Source organism: Streptomyces sp. NPDC005931 (genome assembly GCF_042871235.1).
Classification (GTDB): domain Bacteria; phylum Actinomycetota; class Actinomycetes; order Streptomycetales; family Streptomycetaceae; genus Streptomyces.
The window spans coordinates 661,992-682,712 of record NZ_JBIAIG010000001.1; the positions used below are offsets into that span (position 1 = coordinate 661,992).

22 protein-coding genes are annotated in these 20,721 nt (G+C 65.8%); 6 read left to right on the forward strand and 16 right to left on the reverse strand.

The genetic code is table 11. The annotated features are described in order from the left end of the window. Positions 1-47 precede the first annotated feature (47 nt). The 5 genes from ACFYOV_RS03015 to ACFYOV_RS03035 form a co-directional block, all read right to left on the reverse strand. Complete coding sequence (locus ACFYOV_RS03015; RefSeq protein WP_205382920.1) at positions 48-224, reverse strand: FxLD family lanthipeptide; 177 nt, start codon at positions 222-224, stop codon at positions 48-50. 220 nt (positions 225-444) lie between these two features. Further along, a complete protein-coding gene (locus ACFYOV_RS03020) occupies positions 445-879 on the reverse strand; it encodes a hypothetical protein (protein ID WP_389082040.1) in 435 nt (144 codons plus the stop codon). A 245-nt stretch (positions 880-1,124) separates the two neighbouring features. Beyond that, the gene (locus tag ACFYOV_RS03025) at positions 1,125-1,328 is read right to left on the reverse strand and encodes a DUF5999 family protein (RefSeq protein WP_386306584.1); all 204 of its coding nucleotides are present in this window, start codon (positions 1,326-1,328) and stop codon (positions 1,125-1,127) included. Positions 1,329-1,495: 167 nt separating this feature from the next. Continuing rightward, positions 1,496-2,083, reverse strand: coding sequence for a hypothetical protein (locus ACFYOV_RS03030; protein ID WP_389082043.1), 588 nt, complete (start codon positions 2,081-2,083; stop codon positions 1,496-1,498). Next, positions 2,080-2,394, reverse strand: a complete 315-nt coding sequence (locus ACFYOV_RS03035; protein WP_389082046.1) for a hypothetical protein — start codon at positions 2,392-2,394, stop codon at positions 2,080-2,082. The genes ACFYOV_RS03030 and ACFYOV_RS03035 overlap by 4 nt, the downstream gene beginning before the upstream one ends. Positions 2,395-2,989: 595 nt before the next feature. Between ACFYOV_RS03035 and ACFYOV_RS03040 the strand changes: the two genes are divergently transcribed. Beyond that, positions 2,990-4,378, forward strand: a complete 1,389-nt coding sequence (locus ACFYOV_RS03040; protein WP_389082048.1) for a Tat pathway signal protein — start codon at positions 2,990-2,992, stop codon at positions 4,376-4,378. Positions 4,379-4,409: 31 nt separating this feature from the next. Further along, positions 4,410-4,877 (forward strand): SAM-dependent methyltransferase, encoded by a 468-nt coding sequence (locus ACFYOV_RS03045; protein WP_389082050.1) that lies wholly within the window; start codon positions 4,410-4,412, stop codon positions 4,875-4,877. Positions 4,878-4,886: 9 nt separating this feature from the next. Here the strand turns inward: ACFYOV_RS03045 and ACFYOV_RS03050 are convergent, their stop codons facing one another. From ACFYOV_RS03050 to ACFYOV_RS03075, 6 genes are all read right to left on the reverse strand, one after another. Further along, entirely contained in the window at positions 4,887-5,726 is an 840-nt protein-coding gene (locus ACFYOV_RS03050) for a hypothetical protein (RefSeq protein ID WP_389082053.1), read from the reverse strand. 7 nt (positions 5,727-5,733) lie between these two features. Beyond that, positions 5,734-6,060 carry a hypothetical protein gene (locus tag ACFYOV_RS03055; protein WP_389082055.1) on the reverse strand — a complete coding sequence of 109 codons (327 nt, stop codon included), beginning with the start codon at positions 6,058-6,060 and terminating at the stop codon, positions 5,734-5,736. 72 nt (positions 6,061-6,132) lie between these two features. Then, a complete protein-coding gene (locus tag ACFYOV_RS03060; protein ID WP_389082058.1) occupies positions 6,133-6,417 on the reverse strand; it encodes a hypothetical protein in 285 nt (94 codons plus the stop codon). Beyond that, the gene (locus ACFYOV_RS03065) at positions 6,417-7,472 is read right to left on the reverse strand and encodes a major capsid protein (protein WP_389082060.1); all 1,056 of its coding nucleotides are present in this window, start codon (positions 7,470-7,472) and stop codon (positions 6,417-6,419) included. Before ACFYOV_RS03065 ends, ACFYOV_RS03060 begins: the two co-directional genes overlap by 1 nt. A gap of 13 nt (positions 7,473-7,485) precedes the next feature. Next, positions 7,486-7,905 (reverse strand): head decoration protein, encoded by a 420-nt coding sequence (locus ACFYOV_RS03070; protein ID WP_234518410.1) that lies wholly within the window; start codon positions 7,903-7,905, stop codon positions 7,486-7,488. 142 nt (positions 7,906-8,047) lie between these two features. Then, positions 8,048-8,725: a hypothetical protein gene (locus ACFYOV_RS03075; protein ID WP_389082062.1), complete on the reverse strand. Its 678-nt coding sequence runs from the start codon at positions 8,723-8,725 to the stop codon at positions 8,048-8,050. A gap of 923 nt (positions 8,726-9,648) precedes the next feature. On the opposite strand from ACFYOV_RS03075, the gene ACFYOV_RS03080 reads away from it, so the two are divergent. From ACFYOV_RS03080 to ACFYOV_RS03090, 3 genes are all read left to right on the forward strand, one after another. Then, the gene (locus tag ACFYOV_RS03080; RefSeq protein WP_389082064.1) at positions 9,649-10,068 is read left to right on the forward strand and encodes a DUF6233 domain-containing protein; all 420 of its coding nucleotides are present in this window, start codon (positions 9,649-9,651) and stop codon (positions 10,066-10,068) included. Positions 10,069-10,288: 220 nt separating this feature from the next. Next, positions 10,289-10,750, forward strand: coding sequence for a hypothetical protein (locus tag ACFYOV_RS03085; RefSeq protein WP_389082067.1), 462 nt, complete (start codon positions 10,289-10,291; stop codon positions 10,748-10,750). A 68-nt stretch (positions 10,751-10,818) separates the two neighbouring features. Further along, the gene (locus tag ACFYOV_RS03090; protein WP_389082069.1) at positions 10,819-11,448 is read left to right on the forward strand and encodes a hypothetical protein; all 630 of its coding nucleotides are present in this window, start codon (positions 10,819-10,821) and stop codon (positions 11,446-11,448) included. 209 nt (positions 11,449-11,657) lie between these two features. On the opposite strand, the gene ACFYOV_RS03095 is transcribed toward ACFYOV_RS03090, so the two are convergent. The 4 genes from ACFYOV_RS03095 to ACFYOV_RS03110 form a co-directional block, all read right to left on the reverse strand. Then, positions 11,658-13,490: a hypothetical protein gene (locus ACFYOV_RS03095; protein WP_389082071.1), complete on the reverse strand. Its 1,833-nt coding sequence runs from the start codon at positions 13,488-13,490 to the stop codon at positions 11,658-11,660. Between the two features lie 41 nt (positions 13,491-13,531). Beyond that, positions 13,532-14,668: a TIGR02391 family protein gene (locus ACFYOV_RS03100; RefSeq protein ID WP_389082073.1), complete on the reverse strand. Its 1,137-nt coding sequence runs from the start codon at positions 14,666-14,668 to the stop codon at positions 13,532-13,534. Positions 14,669-14,787: 119 nt separating this feature from the next. Then, entirely contained in the window at positions 14,788-16,326 is a 1,539-nt protein-coding gene (locus ACFYOV_RS03105) for a terminase large subunit domain-containing protein (RefSeq protein WP_389082075.1), read from the reverse strand. Then, entirely contained in the window at positions 16,323-16,859 is a 537-nt protein-coding gene (locus tag ACFYOV_RS03110) for a hypothetical protein (RefSeq protein ID WP_389082077.1), read from the reverse strand. The genes ACFYOV_RS03105 and ACFYOV_RS03110 overlap by 4 nt, the downstream gene beginning before the upstream one ends. A 274-nt stretch (positions 16,860-17,133) precedes the next feature. On the opposite strand from ACFYOV_RS03110, the gene ACFYOV_RS03115 reads away from it, so the two are divergent. Beyond that, entirely contained in the window at positions 17,134-18,894 is a 1,761-nt protein-coding gene (locus ACFYOV_RS03115) for a DEAD/DEAH box helicase (RefSeq protein ID WP_389082080.1), read from the forward strand. An 82-nt stretch (positions 18,895-18,976) separates the two neighbouring features. On the opposite strand, the gene drmB is transcribed toward ACFYOV_RS03115, so the two are convergent. Continuing rightward, complete coding sequence (gene drmB, locus ACFYOV_RS03120) at positions 18,977-20,719, reverse strand: DrmB family protein (protein ID WP_389082082.1); 1,743 nt, start codon at positions 20,717-20,719, stop codon at positions 18,977-18,979. Between the last annotated feature and the right edge of the window lie 2 nt (positions 20,720-20,721).

Consider the following 20,721-nt stretch of genomic DNA (forward strand, 5'->3'; position numbering starts at 1 on the left):
CTCGATGAGGCGCGAAGGCACCGGCCTGGGATGACTTGCGTGTCAGGTCAGGCCACGTTGGTGGTGCAGGCGCCGCAGGTCTCGCCACAGCCGTCGTCCGTCAGGCTGATCAGCCCGGCGGTGTCGGAGACCTCGACCAGGGTGACGTCCAGGTCGAAACCGTCCGACGTCGTGCCCGAGCCCTGCGGCTTCACCTGCGTGGTGTGTGTGATCTGGGGACTCATGCGAACTCCCGTGTCTGCGAGTGGATTTGCGGATGGTGGTTCTGCCAGGCACCTCCGTGCGGAGCGTATGAAGATCACAGCGCCGCAGAGGTGGTTCCTGGCCACCGGCCCGAGGTGCCATGCCCTCGACGTAGAACGTGCAGGGACGCCTGTCCCAGGCCGGAGTCTTGCGCCGCCTCGGTGGTCGGGCTCGTACTCACCGACTCACCGAGGCGGTCGTCTAGAGGCGGGCTGTCGCGATCTCCCGTTCGAGGTCGACAACCGATACGCCGCGCAGCTCGCGCACGAGCTGCGAGGCGAGGAACCAGGGCCTGAGCAGGTGGTCCTTATAGGGCAGTGGGACGTCCTTCGCCTCGTCGCTCACCACCACGGGCACCGGCCGCAGATCAGCCCCCGTGGTGTAGAGCCTGCCGACCACCCCGTAGAGGCGCGGAACACGTGCCCGTATCGCGACCGCGCCGTGCTTCAGCAGGTGGGGGCACCGCTCGACCGCGGTTGCGGCACAGTCGAGGCAGAGGGGCGGCTGCCAGGTGAGGACTCCCTCGGGCCAATCCGGCGGCGTGGCGTCTCTTGGCCTCGTTGCGAGGAACAGGTAACCGCTGGCGGTGCGGCTGGCCGGCGAGACGATGCAGACCTGACACCGTAGGCCCTGCATCGTCTCGCGCTGCCGAGACGGATGTACCAGGCCCCATCGTGGAGACCCGACCGGCCAGCCGTCCTCGCGGGATTGCGAGCACCGGGCCCAGAGAACTCCTTGGTCGTCCCGATCATCCGGTCCCTCGTCCAAGTAGCACAGCCCTCCGCCGTCGGGCCGGAGGCCGAGCATGGCCGCGACTTCGGGTTCCTCGCCACGGCGGGCGGTGACGTATGGGACGACGGCGGACCACGGCGCAGGGAGGGTCATGCCGCAACCGCCACCGCGTGTGAGAGCGGGCGGTTCGGTGCGATGATCCGCCCGTCCGGCAGCAACTCGCCGGTGTCCGCGAAGAGGAGGACTCCGTTGCAAAGCAGCGTCCAGCCCTGCGCCGGTTGCTGGGCTGCGGCACGAGCGGCTTCACGATCCGTAGCATCTGGTGGTGGACATGGTGGTTGGTGCTGGCACATGGGATTCCTCATCGACAGGGAGGTCTGGGTCGTGGAGCCGTGACGCCCGCTCCCTGATTCCTCTACGGTCAAGGCCCTGCCGCCCAGACCGGGGGAAATGAAAGCCTCGGCAGCAGGGAGCTAGTGCCGCGTGCGGAGAGGACGGGGCGCCTCGCCGTACGCGGAGATCACGAGATGTCGTTCAGTACCGAGCTCAGGAGCGTTTCGTGCGGCACGGGGCCGGGCTGGAACTGGTTGAGGTGATCCCGCAGCGGCCCAGAAGGCACAAGGCGGTCGCTGCGGCAGCGCCTCAGCCAGTACGGACCGGGCGGCTCGCGCTGATCCAGCGGAGGGAGCGCGAGCTGATGCGGCCTGCCGAGGCACATCGCGAAGCGGTGGGGCGCCCATTGGTCACCGGTCCCAGGCGGAACGAGCCAGATCAGCCAGCCACGCTGGGGATCCTCGATGACGGGGCCACAGGCGTCCGGGGCGTCGCCCGGGGACCGCTGGATCTCGTCCATGAGTCTCATCACCCCGTATGCGGCGGGACCGTTCGCGGTGACGACGATGTCGAAGTACTGACCGCCCAGCGGAATCGTGAGCTGCTGTCCCGTCGAGAGAGCCATCAGGCGCCGGATGCGGTCGGCCAAAGTGCCCATGTCCGCAGCCGGCTCGCGGGGCACACCCCTCAACAGCGGCTCGTTGAAATGGACCTCCGGGGCAGGGCGGCGCTGGTCGACCTTGGAATCACGACGGGGCAGTTGTGTCGTCGTCATGCCGAGACCTCCGGAACTACCCCGGTCAGCAGAGCCTGAACGGCCTTACCCATCACCAGGCCGTTCGCGTCCCGCCGACGGCGAAACGCAAGTCCGGCCCCGCACTCCCGTGCCCGCCACAGGCCGCGAGGTTTCTCGTTCTCCTTGGCCGGGTGCCAGGCCACCGCGACGGCGAAGCCGGGGAACTCTGGCATCGGGTCATCGACCTCGACCAGCAGCTGGCTGTCGGAGTCGACGTACAGATGCACCGGGATCTTGTCGGTCTCGCCTACAGGAGTGTGCTTGACCGCGTTGTCCACGAGCTTCTCCACGATCCGGGCTGCGTCCTCGACATCACCCGGCCACCGGGCCACCGTAAGGCGAGTCCGAACGAGAAGACGGGCGTTCCTGCTGGCTGCGGCGGTCGCAGTAACGCTGCCGTCCCACACGAACACCGGTTCGTCAGGCACCTTGAACGGGAGCCGTAACAGCTTGGGCTCGGACTCCTCATTGACGTTGTCGGGACGCCGTGTGGGCACAGGGGTGGACGGCGCGGGTCTCGTGCTGAACGCGGCCGTCACCGCGGCGGTGGGTGTGAGGTAGTGCGGGGACGGGTTCACGGGGACTCCCTGTTTCATGGCTGGGGCTCCGGCGCGAGAGGGCTGAACAACGGCGCCCCATTCACGAGTCGCGTGGCGGTTACGAACAGCAAACCGCTCCAGGCTCGACCCGGGTACCAGCGCGAGGGAGCGCCGCTGCCAAACGTGACACAAGATCGTTTACTGATCTCACGGCAACGGCTTTCGGTCAGTTCAGTGGATGTCTTCTGGGATCCCGCAATAGGTTGGGGTTGCCACCTCATGTCGACGCGAGGCGAGCGCAGTTGACAAACCTGTCTCAAGATCATTAGCAGCCGGGGGCCGCATCATGGCGCGCGAGCGGAACGAAAAGTTCGAGGCGTTACTGAAGGATGCAGGCTGGTCACGAGCTCAGGCGGCGAACGCCTTCGTGCGAATCGCACACGAGAACCACCTGATCGACTACACGCACATCGCTCGGCAGCACGTCCAGCACTGGGTGGCCGGACACGCCCCATCTGGCCAGGCCCCCATAATCATGTGCGAGGCACTGTCCCGTCGCCTGAAGCGCATCATCACTCCAGCCGAAGCCGGGTTCACAGCGCCTGACTCGCCAGCGCAGGGGGCGCTGGACTGGCGCGTCGATCCACTGACCGCGCTGACGGACTTGGGGAGCACTGACTTGGATCCGGACCGGCGGAGCCTGCTTCGCGGAGGCGTGTACTCGGCCGCCGCCCTTGTTGTTCCCTCAGATGCCTGGTGGACGGAGATGGCGAGGGAGCCAGCGAACTCGGAACAGAAAGGTTCCCAGCGCGTCGGCCGAGGCGATGTAGAGAACGTGCGCGAGATGACGTTGGCCTTCTCACGTATGGACCAGCGCCGGGGCGGCGGACACGGCCGGACCGCTCTCGTCGAGTACCTGCGCTCGGATGTCGCCCGGTATCTCGTGGGAACGTTCCCCGATGACCACGTTCGCCGCGAGATGTTCTCCGCCGCTGCAGAAGCGTCCTACCTCAGCGGATGGATGGCCTTCGACAACGGCGAGCATGACATCGCCGAGCCGTACTTCGCTCTTGGACTGAAGCTGGCTGCCCGAGCCGCCGACGCTCCGCTCTCGGGCCACATCCTCCGTGCCATGGCGCATCAAGCCCTGGACCTCGGCCTGTTTGGCAAGGCCCTGGAGCTCTCGACGGCCTCAGTCGCCGGCCAGCGATATCAGTCCGCGACACCACGAGAACGGGCACTGCTCGGCGTTGTCCATTCCCGTTGTCTCGCTGCAACTGGGCAGGACAAGAAGGCGACGAAGGTGCTGCTTCAGGCCGAAGACGACCTCCGCGGTGCCCATGACGGCATCGAAGAGCCGGCCAGAACCTTCTTCTTCGGCGAGGCGTCACTGGCCCATGAGACGGCGTGCACCTTGCGCGATCTCAAGGACCACAAGGGGGCGATCAGCCAGTTTGACCGCAGCGTCCGCACTCGCGGACCTGCATTCAAGAGGACACACGCCGTGACCCTCGGATACCTCGGGGCAACGCAGATTGCTACGGGCAATGTGGAAGAGGCGTGTGCGACCTGGTCCAAGGCCCTCGACGCTATGGAGGAAGGCATCTATTCCGGTCGAGCTCGGCAGCGCGTCGTGGAGATGCGCTCCCTCCTCTCGCCGTATCGACGGCGCGGCATCCCAGCCGCTGCGCAACTGGAAACCAGGGCAGCCGACTACCTGCGCACCGTAGATTGATCACGTTCGGCAGAGGGATGAGGAGGGCACCATGACTCTACAGATCGAGCCCATCGGCACCGTTGTCGGTGGCCGAACGGAAGTCGCGGACGACAACTGGGGCGGCGTCGAGTGCATCATCCGCCTCGATCCGAAGTTCCCACTCGAAGTCGTAAAGGGACTGGAGGAGTTCTCCCACCTGATCGTCACCTGGCACTTCAGCCAGGCGTCCCCGAGTGACGTTGCTCTGCACGCGCGCAGCCCCCGTAACAACCCTCGCTGGGAGCCATCCGGGACGTTCGCGCATCGCAACCACCGACGCCCCAACCAACTCGCCACCAGCTTTCCCCGGCTGCTCAAGGTCGATGGCCTGGACCTCCATGTCACCGATTTGGACGCGGTCGACGGGACACCCATCTACGACCTTGGGCCCTACTTCCGGGAGATGGGCCCTCAGGGCGAGATCCACGAGCCGGCCTGGCCCGGCGAGATGCTCAGCGACTACTGGGCCGAGTCGTAACGGTTGCGATCACGTGACCCCGGAAGCCGTGCTCGTCGATCCTGTGAGATCCGGGCGCGGCCCGAAGGCACGCCGGCAACGTGGGTGGGAGATCGGCCAGTTTGCCGCGTCGTCGATGGTACGCACGGTGCGATTGGCCTTGTCGGGGTCTTGGTGGGTGCTCCAGCCGCAGTCCGCTCCGTCGAAGACCTCGACCGTGGTCACTCCGGCTTGGCGGGTTCGGTTGAGAGTGCCTGCGTTGTAGGCGACGGCCGACTTCGCAAGGGTGGCGGCCTCGGCCCACGCGCGCACCGGAACCCGCGCCCCGTTGCGGTAGATGACGTACGTCAGCTTGTGCTTGGCGGCCAGCCGATCCGCGAGGTTCTTCGCGGCCTGCTTCGCGGTCATGTTGCCTGCCGCCAACAGCGGCACTTCGCGGCGCGCAGCTTCCCGCGCGGTGCGGTAGAACTGGCTGGCCATGCGCTCGGCTTCCTCAGAACGGCGTAGAAAGTCGGCGTAGGAGTCTGCTGCGAGCGATTGCAGTGCGTCACGGTGGAACGTGGTCCAGGTGAAGGTCACGCCCAGGGCTTCGGCGGCCGTCCTTCCGCCCTCTTCGTACAGGTGAGGGAGCTGCCGCTGTACGAACTGCTGGGCCTCCTGGTCCACGCGCTGACGGAATTCGCGGATGGCCTGCTTGAACTCCTCCAGCGTGGCGAGTGTGTACGGCGTACGTGGGTTGTCGGCGAACCTGGCGAGCACTTCCTGCTGTTTGCTCGCCAGGCGCTGCCAGGCTTCCTCGAGTACGGCCGCAACGCGGCGCGCGATCTCGTCAGGGTCTCCCGGCACCAGTGGCGGCCACTCGTACGGCACTGCCGCTCTACCTCGTGCGCCGGGACGGCAGGAGCGGTGCGGTGACCAGGTCGACGCTCGCCTCCCCCGCCGCCGGGTCATCTGGGGCCACGAGTTCGACGAGGCCCGCGATCTGGCGCTCCAGTCCGGCGACGTTGTTGCTCTGGTCGATGGTGACCACGCCGTCGACCGTCATGCGCAGTGGCTCGGCGAGGAGCTTGGCGCGGCGTTCCGCAAGGACTTCTGCGGCGACCGCTCGGGCGCGGCCGAGGCGGGCGTAACGAGCAGCGAGGTCTTGTTCTTCGGTGGCGGTGCCGAGCTGTGCCCGCAGCCAGGCGAGGAGGATGGGCTCCATCAGTGCTCCTGGATGGTCGTCGCCCGCCCCCTCCCGGGATGGGGGCGGGGCGGGCTGAGACCTCTCGTGTGCTTACTCGGCGGCGTCGGTGGTCTTCTTGCGCCGACTCGGGGCCGGCGGCGTGGGGTCGGCCCCGGGGCCGGGCTCGGGTTGGGGCGGCGCGGTGAAGCCGAACTGCGTCGGCTCCTCCGGCTCCGGCTCCTCGGTGTCGGACGCTGGCTCGTCGTCCTCCCACGCGTCCGGGTTGATGATCTCGGCGGCCAGTTCCTCGTCGGGTTCGTCGCCGGGCTCCAGCACGATCCACTCTCGCGAGGTCGGGTGCTGGACGTGCACTGCGGTTGCGAGACGGCGGCCCATCAGATCACCTTCGCCACGATGTGAGCGTCCGGCGTGTGCAGCACCGGCATCCCGACCGCCGCGCCCTTGGTCCAGATCTGAACCGGGTCATCCTGCGCACCGCGGGTGATGATGATGCCCGGACGGTCCTCCTTGGTGATCTCCGGATTCGTGCCTCGCGACAGGGCCAGGCCCTCGGCGGTTACCCCGAAGATCGTCTGCCCCCACTTCGTCCGGTCCGGGGGAAGCATGATCCACCGGTCCTCAGGGAGCACCTTGGTCTGCACCCCATCGACGCGCACCTGCCCCTTGTAGAAGGTGATCGGCGGCAGGCCGTAGTTGTCTCGGACCACGTTGATCTGCTGCGGGGTGAGCGTGGCAGTCGGGGTATTCGAGGGGTTCACCGAGCCGTAGTAGGCCGCCCTGTAGCTGTTGTTGGCGGCCAGGAACGAGAACGCCTTGCGGCTGGTGACCACCATGTCCGGGAAGGGAGCGCCACGGTCATCGAGGTACTGGATCCACGCCAGCTCGTCCTTGATCGGGTCCGAGGTGGGGTCCGACCACAGCTTGGGCGCGGTCGGCAGGTTGCCCGCCGGCACGCCCCAGTCGACCTCGATCGTCAGGCCGTTCTCTGCGTTGAGCGAGAACTTGCCGTCCACCAGGACGTCGCCCCAGGCGAGTTCGACGCGGGAGCGAATCGCCTCGACATGCCGCTCGGTGTCGTCGTACAGCAGCTCGACAAGGCGGTCCTCGTCCGCGCCGCGGGACGCCTCCAGCAGGATCTGCTCCTGCTCGCCGACGAGCAGCTTCTGTCCGAGCGGCGGCAGCATGCCCTCGCGCGTGGTCTGCCACGCCTCGCGGGACGCGAACGGCACGCTGGCATCGAACGCCCGGTACTTCGCAACGTTGACGTACCGGCCGTTGTCCTTGACGCGCCACTTCACCTCGTCCTGCTCCAGCGTTGGGATGATGCCGCCTTCCCTGGTGAGCAGGTGGTCCTTCTGCGAGGGGATGGCACGAGCGAACGTGGTGAGGTCGCGGGCGGCGACGTTCTTGATCAGGTCCTGAATGGTCATCGTCGGCCGCCTCTCACACGAACCGGATCTGGGGACCGGTCACCGACGGGGTGACCTTGGTGGTGTCGATGCCGCCGGGGACCTTGGCGGCGACGACCACGCCGTGCCACAGCAGCGCGGCGGGGGCCTTCGTCGCGGTCGGCGCGAACAGCACCTCGGCGAACACGAACCCGGCGAGCGCCTGGCGGCCGTCGGTCGCCGCCGGGTCGAAGGCGCCGTACAGGCCGCTCGCGGTGATCTTGCCGACGGGTACGCCGGACAGGACTCGGCTGTAGGGCTGGGCGGTGTCGGCCGACGCCGCGGTGTGCGTGCCAGCGGTCAGCTTCGAGATGTCGAGCGTGATGGTCTCGACGGAGTCGGTGCCGTGCAGCGCGCCGAGCCAGGCCCGGTCGGCGGTGTACGACGTAGAGGTGGTGATGGGCTGGAGTGTCACAGCCGTCCTCCCGTGGACGTGGAGCGAATCGGATTCGCGCGCTCACCTGGTGGCGGCGCCGTCCACGGGAGGGATGAGGGGCGTGGTCCCCATGTCCGGCCTTCCCGCCGGTGGGGTCATGGTCTTCCCATGACGGGGTTGGTCAGTCGGCGATGAAGCCTCGGCGCCGAGCCATTTCGAGTCCCGCTGCGCCGGGCTTGGGCGGTACGCCGTTTCGCGACGGCGGCCCGCCGGCGGGTGAGCCACCCGGCGCGGGCGGCGTGGTCTCGCGGGTCTGGCCGAACAGCTCCGGTCGCCGTTCCTTCAGCTGCTCGGCAGCTGCAGCGACGGCCTCTTCGTCCGCGTCGGGCTGGTCGGCCAGGGCCCTGTCGATGAGGAGCACCGCGTCGGCCAGGTCGTCCCCGCCCGCGCCCAGCCCCGCCAGGGCGGCCCGTCGGATAGCGGCGTGCTCCCGTGCTGCGGCCTGTGCCTCGCGCACCTCGGCGGCCCTCAGCTTCTCCTCGGCGGCCTGCTCCCGTCGCTGGAGATCCGTCAGTGCGGCCTGCTCGGCGTCACGCTTGGTGGTGATGAACTCGGTGAGCGCCTCGGAGTTGTCGAAGCCGAGTTCGCCGAGGAGCTTTTTGACGGCCGCGCGACCGCCCTGCGTCTTTTCGCGGGCCAGCAGCCGGGACAGGTCCTCCTGGCTAACGGCGCCACCGCCGTCACCTTCGGGCTTGTTGGATTCGTCCTCCGGTGAAGCACCGAGGATCGGGTAGATCGGCCGCCCATCACGGCGGCGCCCTACCGGTGCGAGCGGATTGGGGAGCGAGCGTCGCGTCATGCGTGAACCATCCACAGGTCTCCAGCGCCCCCGCGCCGAAGATCAGTCTAGCCACCAACCGCAGCACACCTGATCCGGGCTTTGGCTGTGGTCGGGTAGTTGGCCTCGCCGGCTGACCTGGCATCGCAAGGCGCCGAGCAACGAGGCCCTCGCCGAGGCTGTGGACGGAGTGGTCGCCCTCGCGTTGATCGTCCGCAAGCTGGAGGAGCGGCGGCGCGCATAAGTAGGCCCCGATCCTTCGACCGGGGCGCTACCCGTTACTCAACTCTCCTCGCAGGAACATGTAGCGCAGTGACGTGATACCTCCGCTTTACCGCGAAACCTCACCTTCAGTTGCCCCACACGAACCGATAGGCCATAGCGCCGAATCGCGAACACGAGGCTCCCGCCGGCCGAGCCTCCACCGAGCCAATACAGGATTTGATCTTGCATCGGGACCGCCCTCGCCCTAGTCGTGCCCCACTTCCCCATCGGGGAAGGGGCCTCTGAGCTGCGAAGCTGAGGAGGTCCCCTGCACGAATGGCGTTGTGACAGTTGGGGCAGCGGATTCAGGAGAGTTAGATCAAAGGCGTTGAGTAGCTATGCCCAGTGTGCGAGGTCTACTGCCGCCATGTCCAGGTCTGACATCAAGTGAGTCGGAACGTCCAACAAGTTGATCCCACCGATGCCCCACTGACGCGCAGCGAGCTCACCACGTCACTGGCCCCAAAAATCGAACATGTGATTGAATCCGGCCATGCGACCGATTCCCGGCGACCTGGCCCGCGCCCAAGAGGAGTGGCAGACCACCTACCGACTGCTCGCCGCGCGCCCGCGCACCGCTCTTCGGAGGCGACTGATCCACCTGTCGTCGGAGGTGTTGTTCCACCCGTATTGGCAGGGTCAGCGGTCGGCAGGCTGGGCGGCGCTGCACGATGCACGCCATGTCCGATCTGCCCCCTGACACGCCCCGGCTTCAGGCGATCCTGGCTCATCTCGACAGGCAGATCGCGGAGAACGACACGATCGGCATCTACCTGCGGCTCCAGCGCGACGCGGTCCAGAAGGCCCTCACCAAAGTCCAGCATCCGCCCCAGCAACAGCGGCCGAGGGGCCGTGTGAAGGGCGGCGGCCCGCTGCCAGATTTCGCTCTGCCGCCCACTCGGACCGGCTACGTCGTGCAGCAGAAGCGCACCCCGCACGGGCCTGAGCCCGCCATCATCCACCTGGCTGACTGCACGATGATCGAGGGAACGCCACACCGGATCAGGGCAGACGAGGCAAGGGCCGCCCTCACCGACCCGAACATCGAGCCGTGCCAGTTCTGCCAGCCGGACAGCGAGCTGGGCATCGACCTGGCGTGAGCATCCCGGAGCCGACGAGCTGCTCGGCCGGTCTGCCACACGTAGATTCGGTCGATGGTTTACAAATTGTAACGGCGCTCCCTGGTGCAGCGACCCGCCCCGCTACAACCAGGCCTTGCTGCGAAAAGATGCCTGAGAAAGATGTGCGACTTAGCCTGAAGGTCAGGGAGCGGTGACGTGCGCCCCATCCTGTTGCTCGCCAGGCGGGAGGTGAACCTTCGTGTCATGGACGGAAATTCTGGCCAACGGAGCGTTCAGAGGCGCAGGAATCCCCGCCGTGGGTGTAGGCGTATCGACCATCGCAAAGTGGAACATGCGAGCTGACTCTTCGAAAGAAAAAGTCTGGGAAATATTCGCGATGGGCCCCGACTTGATCGTGATCGCTATAATGGCAATCCCAGCCATATTCATCGAAAGGGCAGTCAAGATTCTTGACACACCCGCCGCCACAACGAATGGACAACAATCGGAGAGCGAGCTCCTGAATCAAGCCGGCATGTTCTTGACTGCAGTCATTTTAATATTCTGCTTGACGCTCATGGAACTCACATACGAGCGAAAATACGGAAGACGCATGCGCCAGACCGAAGGCAGGTTCAAGCCTTTCATATTTGGCGTATTGATCCCCATCCTTTTCGGCGGGGGAGCTCTCGCCTTCGCCTTCACCATGATCCCCGCATAAGGGCGAGACCAATGCGAAGGCGCCTGGATACCGCAATTCTCGTCATCAGCTCCCTTGCCTTCCTCGCAATGATCACCGCGTACGCGACACGAAGCCAAACAAAGAGCGCCAGCTTGCTAATTGCTCTTTCAGGCGCGATGGCTGGCGCATTGTCCGCCGGTCTGGTGATTCCAGCTTTGATCTATCAGCGACGCAAGCGAATGATTCGCAGGGATCGAGCCGCTCTTGAGGAGCATCTACATGGCGGGCTGATCAACAAACCCCTGAACGAAAAGCAGATACGAATCTTTGCGGACATGCTGCACGCCTCGGCCAAGGACATGGCGACACACCTGGGCGTTCAAGCAGATACCGTCCACTCCTCGGTGTACCTCAAAGGTGCCGAACAGCCAATCGCATCCACTGCAAATGAGCCCGGCAGAGATGAGTCGAAACTCATTTCACACCTAATAAAAGACGCAATGTCCAGCAGAAGGCCAATCATTTCCTCACCCAGGCAGGCCGTAGGGGAAACTTCGAAATGGATTATCGCGATCCCCGTATTGGCGACATCAGAAGAGGCCATTGGCGTGTTCACAGTAGAGGGAGTGGGGCCATACCCTTTCGTCGACGAGTCGATTTCTAACCGCGCGGTGAGCAAAGCTGTATACTGGGGTCAACTCGCCGGACTAATCGCCGCCGACAGGATTGAAGAATAGGTGGGTTCAATGGACGAAATAAACCAGCGGGCGGATTACCCGGAACGCAGCATCGAGCCATCACATACGCAACCCTCAGAGGAATTCTTGTCATTCATTGAATCCCTCCAAGATCGCGACGCCTCCGACCGGGTTCGCCTGGGCATCTTCGAGTCCGAGATTAGAAAGCTATTCGGCCTCCAGTCTGAAAATGACGTCGATTCTGTCAGCTAGTCCTTGTCTTCGCTTCTTAGGGACAGGGGCGTCAACGGTATCTCCGAGCCGACGTCCGGCAGCCCCAGGTATTTCCTTACAGCGGCATTGTCGCCAGTCGCATCAGCGAGGCGGGCGGCGGCCTCGAAAGCACGGGCCTGAATTCGCTTGATTTCTCCCTGCGCATCATCAATTGGATACCCGGCGTCGATAAGCATCCGGACGCCAGTCTCAACAGACAGCACACCAGCGCCAACCCCCTTGACTACCTCGTCGAGAACTGCGGCGCGGTCGGTCGGTGTGTGGGCACCCCACATGAGGCGTGCGGGCGACGACTCCCCCGCTGGCCAGCCCTCGGCCTGCCCAGCTTGGTGAAGGCGCTGCACCATACGCAAGAGGATCGCGTACTTGTGGTCCCGTGCCAGCCGCATGCTAGCGACGAGCGAATCCAGCGGGCCGAGTGCCAGCTGTAGCGCGTACCCGGACGGCAGGGCGGTTGGGTCGAGCGTGCCCAGGCCGGCTGCGGTGAGGCGGCTGTTTGCGGCGACGCGGTCGAGGATGTGGTCGACGCGGGCTCGTAGCTCGGCGAGCTGGGCAGAGGTGTCCAGGACGTCCATGCGGCCGTTGTCGTTGAGCTGCCATACCGTCCCAGCCCGGACCTTGACCGGGAGGGGCTGGCCAGTGGCTCGGTCGATGGGCAGCCTGGCACCGGCCAGGCCGATGATCGGCGAGCCGGTGGTTGCTGAAGCGCCGGAGCTGTCGGTGTCTGTTGCGGACAGTTCGTCGAGCGCCTGGAGGACGGTGGCGATCGTGGGCTTACCCCAGTGCTCGCCGCTGGCGGGGATGCTGTTGGCGACGTGGACGAGAGGGATGAAGTCCACCATCAGGTCTAGCTGGTCGAGGACTTCACCGTCCGATCGAACTCGGTACGTGGCCTTGTGCATGGGCAGGTCGTAGAGGAAGTCGGCGTACTTGAGATCGTCCAGCTCCCATTCGGCATCGGTGAGGTAGCACGTCCAGGGGGTGGGTCGGTTCGGTGCCCACGGGTAGGTGCGGGTGATCACCCCGGTCTCCCTGTCGAAGGAGTCGCCAGGAGTCAGGACCGGTTCCCCGTCATCGGCGTAGACGTACTCGCGCACGGCCTTTCCGTTCTTCGCCGTACCGCGTCGGCTGGTTGGGGCGATCGGGCCCAGTTCGTACGTGACTCGGCGCAGCCGGGCTTTCAGGCCGCGCCTCTTGTCCTCCGGAAGCTCCCAGGCCAGGTGGACACGCATGGGGAACTCGGCGCCGTCTTGCTCTCCGTCCTCCGGCCACTCCGGGAAGTACAGGCCCGGATCCCACGTGCGCAGTAGCACACGGCCCTTCGCCGGTTCCCAGGCGAGGCTGTAGATCGCGTCGCCAAGAAGGATCGCGGTCCGTTCTGCCTGCTGGATGCGCAGCGGCAGCAGTTCCTTCTCCGCCCACGCCCTCAGCTTGTCCTGGACCGCCAGCGCCATAGCGGCCTCGTCTGTCGGTTCGCCGTCGGCATGCTCGGCACCCACGACCGTGATGGTTTGCTCGGAACCGAGGAGATAGCCGAGGGCAGTGTCGACGAGCTTCGAGGCATCACCGAGTTCGCGCCGCTCGGATCCGGCTTCGTCATCGCCGGTTATCGCGGCGACCTGGCCGGCCTGATTGGAGTCGTACGCGGCCAGCAGACGGTAGGCGGCGAGGCGCCGCAGGTCCTCGTCGGGAACCCAGGATGAGGTCAGTTCCGCCCAGGCGTTGCGGCCCGGTCGGCGCGGATCGGCCATGACTGGCTTGTAGTCCAGCCAGCTCCAGACGTCGGTGATCAGCTCGCGCAGGCCCACAGTGCCCCTCCAGGCAGTCGGCCCCGCGCCGCAAGATCAGGTTACGGCGTTCCGGCAGCCTGTGTCGGCTGGGCGTTGAGTTTGGCCTCTGCATCGTCCAGTCGTCGCATGAGCAGGTTCGCGAGGGCCAGCATCTCCTGCGCCTCTTCAGGATCGTCGGCAAAGTGGGGGCCGTGCGCCCTGGGGTTGCGGAGTGCTTCCATCGCGCCCTTGAACAGGTCGCGGAACCCTTCGCGCTCGCTTTGTAGCGACGCGCCCGTGGCCCGCGTGACTACGAGCTTCGGCGCGGCCGAACCAAGCGCCATTCCCATCAGCCGTGCCCCAACTTCGGACAGCCCGCTCAAGATCTGGACTCGGTGTTCCACAGCTTGGAAGGCGCGCAGCACTGCGTCGGTGAACTGACCCTTCTCGAAGCGTTCAGCTGCTACTGCGGCCACGTCCGGGTGAAGGGGAATCGAGAGTGCGAAGGCAGGCGTGGCCTGTGGTGTGACGACAGGTGCACTTACAGCTGGCACCGGCACAGGGACGTGCTGTGCATCAAGCTCGGGAGGGAGCACGCTCGTCCTCACCTTCCAGTACTCGGCCAGTCCCGTCACCGCTGCGAAGGGGCGAATACGTCGGTCGAACGACACACACCAATACAACTCCTCGTACCTGAAGCCGAGTCCCGACGTCCAGGGTTCCGACGACGTCAGGTGCGCGGCGCGGTAGAGAACCTCCGACGGTGGGAACACGCCGGGGTCGAAGGCCGGATGTGAACGGAGTACGTCGGGGTCGATGTACGGATGGCTGGGGGCCGACGAGTCGCCGAGAGCAGTTTCCCAGTCCCGCTCCACGACACCTGCAAGACGCACCAGGCCAATGAAAGCCTTAACCTCTGCCGCAGCGTCGTCGCAGTGCACTGCGCCGGCGAGCGAGAGGCGGAGCTCCTGATCGGGTTGTGGCGGCCGACGCTTCATGTCGGGGTCGATGCCGAGCAACAAGCCGTCGGGGAGCTGCTGCACTGCAGCTTCGAACTCAAACCCGTCGCGGTAGAGGGCCCGATCGATCAGCTCGAAGGTTGGCCACCGTTTCGACTGCGCGAACTGCTGCCACACGGTGTTGAGGAGCTTGTACCCATCCTCGCCCTCGGGACGAGTCATTCCCTTCGGTGCCGTGGCACGCATGCGCATGTTCATGGAGCAGCCCCGCGACTCTCTGTAACTGTAGGGGAGATGAAGGTTATCTGACCGCCTGATCTACTGCGACTGCGTTTGGGCTGTTTCCTCTTGGGGCCGTTTTCACAGGTGCCAAAGCCTCAGCGGCGGCCGTTGAAGCGGTCATCGTCGGTATCGGTGGGCAGGGTGTCGAGCTGGTCCGGATCGGCCAGTTCGGTCAGCCCATGCACTGCGGCGTCCATGCGGTCGGGGCTGTCCATTCCCTCGACCCAGGTGACCATCTGGTCCTCCAGGTCTGGGTACTCGCCGACGTGGTGAACGAGCTGCTGTTCGTACAGCTGGGCCACGGGGGCAGCACGGAGGCGCTTTCCGACCTTGGCGGTGACCTCCAAGATCATTGGCATGAGAAGGCCCTTGGTGACGCCTTCGCGGCGTAGCTGCTCCCATGCCTGCGTGACGATCTGGCGGGCCATGTCCCCGCCGTAGTTCTTCTCGACCACGATGGCGTCGGCCTTGAGTTCGAGTGCGAGGCGGCATGCGGCAAGGCCCCAGTCGTTCGCTCCCATGGAGCCTGACCGGTCGGCGAGGACGTACAGCTGCCTGTCAAAGTCTCGGCCGACGCCGATGACTCCGGTCTCGTCGCCGACGGTTGACTCTCCGCCGGCGGGGTCGACGGCCACGACGATGCGCGCCATGTCGATGCTGGAGAACTGGACTGCGTTGATGCGGGCGGTGTCGATCCACTCGCGCTTCCACACGCCTCCCTCTGGCGGGCGGGGCTTCTGCATGTAGAGGGCGCCCCAGACTCGTTCGCCGACGCGTTTGCGGGTCCGGGCATGGTGGGCGGCGTCGAATCGTTGCGGCCACAGTGGCTCTCCGGGTGCCCGGCCGAGCGGGTCGTCGGGGCTGTCTGCCAGGGCTGGCAGGTCGATGACGCGCCAGGCTTCGCGCTCGGTGGCAAGGATGCGCCCTGCGAGGTCGTCTTCGTGCCAGCGCGTCTGGATCAGGCAGATCGCGCCGGCGGGTTCGAGGCGGGTCTGCAGTACGGAGGTCCACCAGTCCCAGGCCCGCTTGCGCATCGTCGGAGAGTCTGCGTCGGCCATGTCCTTGACCGGGTCGTCCACGATGGCGATGTGGGCGCCACGTCCGGTGAGGCCGCCGCCGATGCCTGCTGCGAGGAGCCCTCCTTCGCCGCCCACGATGTCGAATCGGTTGGCTGCCTGGCTGCCGGTCTTGAGCTGGATGCCGAGTTCGTCGCCCCAGGTGTAGATGGCGTCTCTGATCCACCGCCCGTGATCGTCGGCCAGGTCAGCCGAGTAGCTGGCGATCATCATGCGGTGGCCGGGGTTGCGCCGGAGGTACCAGAGCGGGGCCCAGCGGGAGGCGCGCCGGCTCTTGCCGTGCCGCGGGGGCATGGTGAGCATGACGCGGTCGCAGCGGCCTGCCGCCATGTCGATGAACGCTTGGTCGATGAGGTCCAGGTGAGGTGCCTGCATCTCTCGTCCCCCGGTGAGTACAGCGGCCAGCGCGCCCGGGGAGCGGTCCATGGCGAGCTGACGTTCGGCCTGCGCGAGCTCGGCGCGCAACGTGGGGGAAGCGGCCTGTGCGATGGCTCGGCGCTGGGCGGTGGAGAGCGTCTTGTAGCGGGCGATGACGCTCGCGTGGTCACGCGGCCTCACTCGGCGGCCGGGTCCGTGAGCGCGATCAAGGCGTCGAGTTCATCCGCGCTGACGCTCTCGATCTGGACCGCCCCGCCGTCGGGGCCCGACAGCTCGGTGCGTACGGGCATGTCGAGGCCGAGGAGGCGCGCACGGCGCTCCATGATGCGAAGGGTCCGGTCGATCGCGGCGAGGTCCTGGTCGCGGACGGCCTTCTTGTAGGCGACGAAGAACAGCCGGTCCAGTCGATCCGCTTCCAGGGCACGCAGCTCATCGACGTCGTCGTTCAGCTCGGCGCGGCGGTCGGCCAGGGCGGTGCGGACGTCTCGACAGGCGGCGTGGATCAGGGCCTCGTCGCTCGGCGGGTCCTGGTTCTTGCGGTACCGCTCGATCCCGTACCCCTGGGGGTAGGCGATGCCGTCGGAGTTGGTGGCCGGGTCGGCGGCGAGCTTGCGGGCGATGGTCAGCCAGTCCACGCCGGCGAGGCGTAGATCGATGGCGTCCGAGCGGCGGCGCGCGATGGCCGCACGCGCGGCTTTGTCGGGGCGTCCCACGGCGTGGGTCCTTCACAGCTCGGGTGCGCCCCCGCGCCCGCCCCCATGATCGCACGTCGTTTCCAAGTGCTCACAGAGATCAAGATTCACGACAAAGTCGCTCAGTGACGAACAGATCTGCCAAGCGGCGGCTTGACGCGTGATCAAGAGACACGCACCCGGAGGAAAGACCGCTCTGACCGTGAGAGACTTACGCACCCCCCACTGCCCCGATTGGCCGTCTGCGAACGACCAGCGCAGTCGGCTCTGAGTTGGTACCAGGAGACAGTGTTCGGTGGAAGCCTTCGGCCAGTTGAGCGAGCAGGACCGCTCCCAGGCAATCCAAGTACTGCGTCGGCGTCTCGCCCCACGGGATCTGCGGGCGGTGATCGAGGATCTTGAGAGTGGAGGGCGATCTCGCTCGAGGAAGTCGGTGGAGTGGATCATCGCGGCGGTCGAGAGAGAATCCGGAAGGCTGCGGCAAAAGCTTCCCGAAGACGAGCTTGCCGAGTTCCTGGTCGACAGGTCAGGCTTCGGTCTTCTCGAGTCGAGGATGCTACGGGAACGGCTTGCGCTTCGCGCATCGGAAGACGAGCTGGAGAGACTGCACGACTACCGAGGTGGCGAACGCAGCCGTGGTGGCGACAGAGCAAAAGCGAAGAAGATCGCGGAGCGTACGTGGAAGCCGGGTAAGAGCTGGCCTCGCCACTTCGTGCGGGTCCTCGACATCCCGCCTGCCTTTGCTGGCCTGCCGGGGAGTGCACGGGAGCCGGACACCCTGGAAGTTGCTCCCTTTGTTCCTCTGCGAGACCTGGAGGACTTTCAACGGGACCTCAAGGAGCAGGCGATCGAGGTCCTCTCCGGGGCACCGGGTGCCAACCGTGGTGTTCTGACCCTGCCCACAGGAGCCGGCAAGACCAGGACCGCGGTGGAGAGCCTCATCGAGTGGCGCATCTCCCAGCAACGCCGTCCGGCCGTTCTCTGGATCGCCCAGAGCGAGGAGCTCTGCGAGCAGGCCGTCCAGGCGTTCCGTGAGGTGTGGACAGACCTCGGGCACCGAAATGACAAGGTACGGCACACCATGGAGATTGCCCGGCTTTGGGGGATCGCCTCGGTTCCGAGCGACCCTGACATCGTGGTGGCCAGCATCCAGAAGCTTGACGCCATTCTTCGAGGCACCAACGACGACGTACGACAGGAACTCGAGCTGCTGCGCGAGAACCTCGGCGCGGTGGTTGTGGACGAGGCGCACCGGATGCTGGCCCCCAGCTATACCAGGGTCCTGCGCTTCCTCGGAATCGAACTCGGGCAGGAGGCCCCGGTACCCCTCATCGGGCTGACAGCCACTCCCTTCCGCAGGGTCAACGCCGAGACACGCCAGCTGGCGGAGAAGTTCCACAGCAAGCTTCTCAGTTCCCGCTCCTTGGGGGACGACATCGTGTCCGAGCTTCGTCAGCGAAAAATCCTGTCGCGGCCTGAGCACAAGGTGCTCTCCTATGCCGGTCCTGAGTTCAAGATGGAGGATGTCGAAAGCTACCGTGCGCACTTCGATCAGTTCGACGACTTTCACCCCGGCTTCCTCCGTCAGATCGGTGAATCGGACGCGAGGAACCGTGCTCTGCTGAAGCAACTACTCGAACTACCGCCGGACTGGCCGACGCTGTTCTTCGGCTGCACCGTGGAACACGCGATAGCAATGGCTGTCCTACTGCGACGCGCCGGCCGAGCCTCGGAGGTCGTCACCTCCGACACTCGCAGCGCCACGCGGCGCGCGCTCATCGAACAGTTCCGCGACAAGCACCTGTCCGTACTCTGTAACTACGGTGTCCTCACGACCGGTTTCGACGCTCCGGCGGTACGTGCCTTGGTGGTCGGTCGCCCCACCACCAGCCCGGTCCTGTACGAGCAGATGATCGGTCGGGGCATGCGCGGACGACGTTTCGGTGGAACAGAGAGCTGCCTGGTTGTGGACATCGAGGACAACATCCGGTTCAGCGGACAACTCGCTTACGAACGGTACTCCGGCTACTGGTCGAGTAACCAGAGCCGCCCGTAGTCCGAGAGCACACCGCTTCTGCGTCGGCTGTCTGTCAGCCCGCGCAGAAGCGATCGGTGACCGCCCCTACCCGATCAGCAGGTCACGGTAGGTTCTCAGCGAGAAGAAGGCGGTCCAACCCCTGGTTGCGATGCTCACACGAGGTCTCCGACGCCAGGAGACACGAGTAGCAGGCAACTCCGTCGGCCCCCGCCGACGGCGCTTCCTGACACAGCGGGTCGTTCGAGCAGCTGTCGACGTCTCGCAGCGCGTGCGAAAGAACGTGCTCGAACCGGTTGACGAGGGCGACCAGTCCTCCAAGCGTGCCGTCTCCACCGGGTTGAACCGTGTAGAGGAGAAGTCCACTGCCCGTGACCCTGCCGTCCCTCACGCTGAGATAGACCCGCTCACGGATCGCTGCGGACGAGTATCCGGAGTCCACTGACAGCGCCCGAAGAAGGCGGTGGGAGAGGGTGTGCCACCAGACGTGTGCGGGGTGGAGTGACAGATCACCGTGTGGATCACTCCTGAAGCGTTCGTTCCACTGGTTGGCCCTGTTGCCTCCCAGGGTGAGCGAGTCGCCCGCAAGATCAATGAAGACGCCCTCGCCGAAGAGCTCGATGCCCGGGTACCAGGTGGTGCCGTTCCAGTCGAAGGCGGTCGACACCTTTTCAGCCTTCTGCGGGTCCAACCGTTGGTAACCGGTCTGGACCATGACCATGCGGAGACGGCTGACAGGTGCTACCCGCAGCTTGTGACGGTGATCGGGCCCCTGTACGAGGCGCACGTCGTCCTGGCGAACCTCGAACAGCGGAGGAGAGCCCGGATGCGGGTGGGGCACCGCCGGAACACCACAGGTCGCGGCCTGGCGTAGACGGTCGAGTTCGTCGTCACGTAGTGACGACGAGGCCGTGGTGCCAACCCCCAGTAGTTGGTCAACCGCCTTGCTGATCTCGGACCAGGGTGTCTGTTTCAGGTACTCGATCGCGTCCGGGGGAAGCCCGGCCCGTTCGGCCCCGGCCATGAGTGCCACCTGGTCGAGGAGACCAAGAGGATGAAGTGCCCCGACTGCCCCCATCAGGGATCGATCGCTGAGGATGTCATGAAGCCTGGTCGGCATATCCAAGATCGTCAGCGCGCTCTGGAGCAGGCTGAGCCGTAGGTTGGCGGCCCCCCGCTGGACGATGCGGGCCTTCTGCACACACCGCGCCGTTGCCGGCGCCGGGCGCCCTCCGTGCTCCACGATGCGGCCACTACACCGCCACGACTTGGCGTATGCCTGACCGAAGTTGGCGGTCGCATGGCAACGGGGACACTCGATGCGGACGAGCCGTAGGGCGCGGCCGCCCCCGTGCCACAGGTAGTGCTTCGTGCCGCATCCTCCACTCTCGTGTACGAGTCCGTGCCAATGGACCTCGTCCAAGTGACCGTTTTCGCATGCCTGCACGAAACGGATCGCCTCACGCCCCGCCTTCTCCCGACGCTGCTGCGACGACACCGACGGGCACTCCGGGCAGCCGCCATCGGCCGCGTACAGCACCTGGTGCGGTCGGTGCTGCGTGCACAGGGACCAGAAGGGAAACGCGTGTGTGGGGTAGATCGTTCGGTCAGAGGGAAGTCCGAGTTCGGCGTTGGTGGGCACACGAGCAATACGCGCATCGTTCAGTTCGAGACGTGACAGCCGTTCGTCGACGATCTCGAAGTCCTGGGGCTTACGGCCGATCTCGTTGAAGAGTGCGTCCACGGTCTTCAGCACGACTGGGCCGGACCCGGTCTCGAGAATGCTTCCAGGGCCGAGGGTGATGACGAACTGGGACGGGCGGATCTCCTGGTAGGGACGGCTCACGA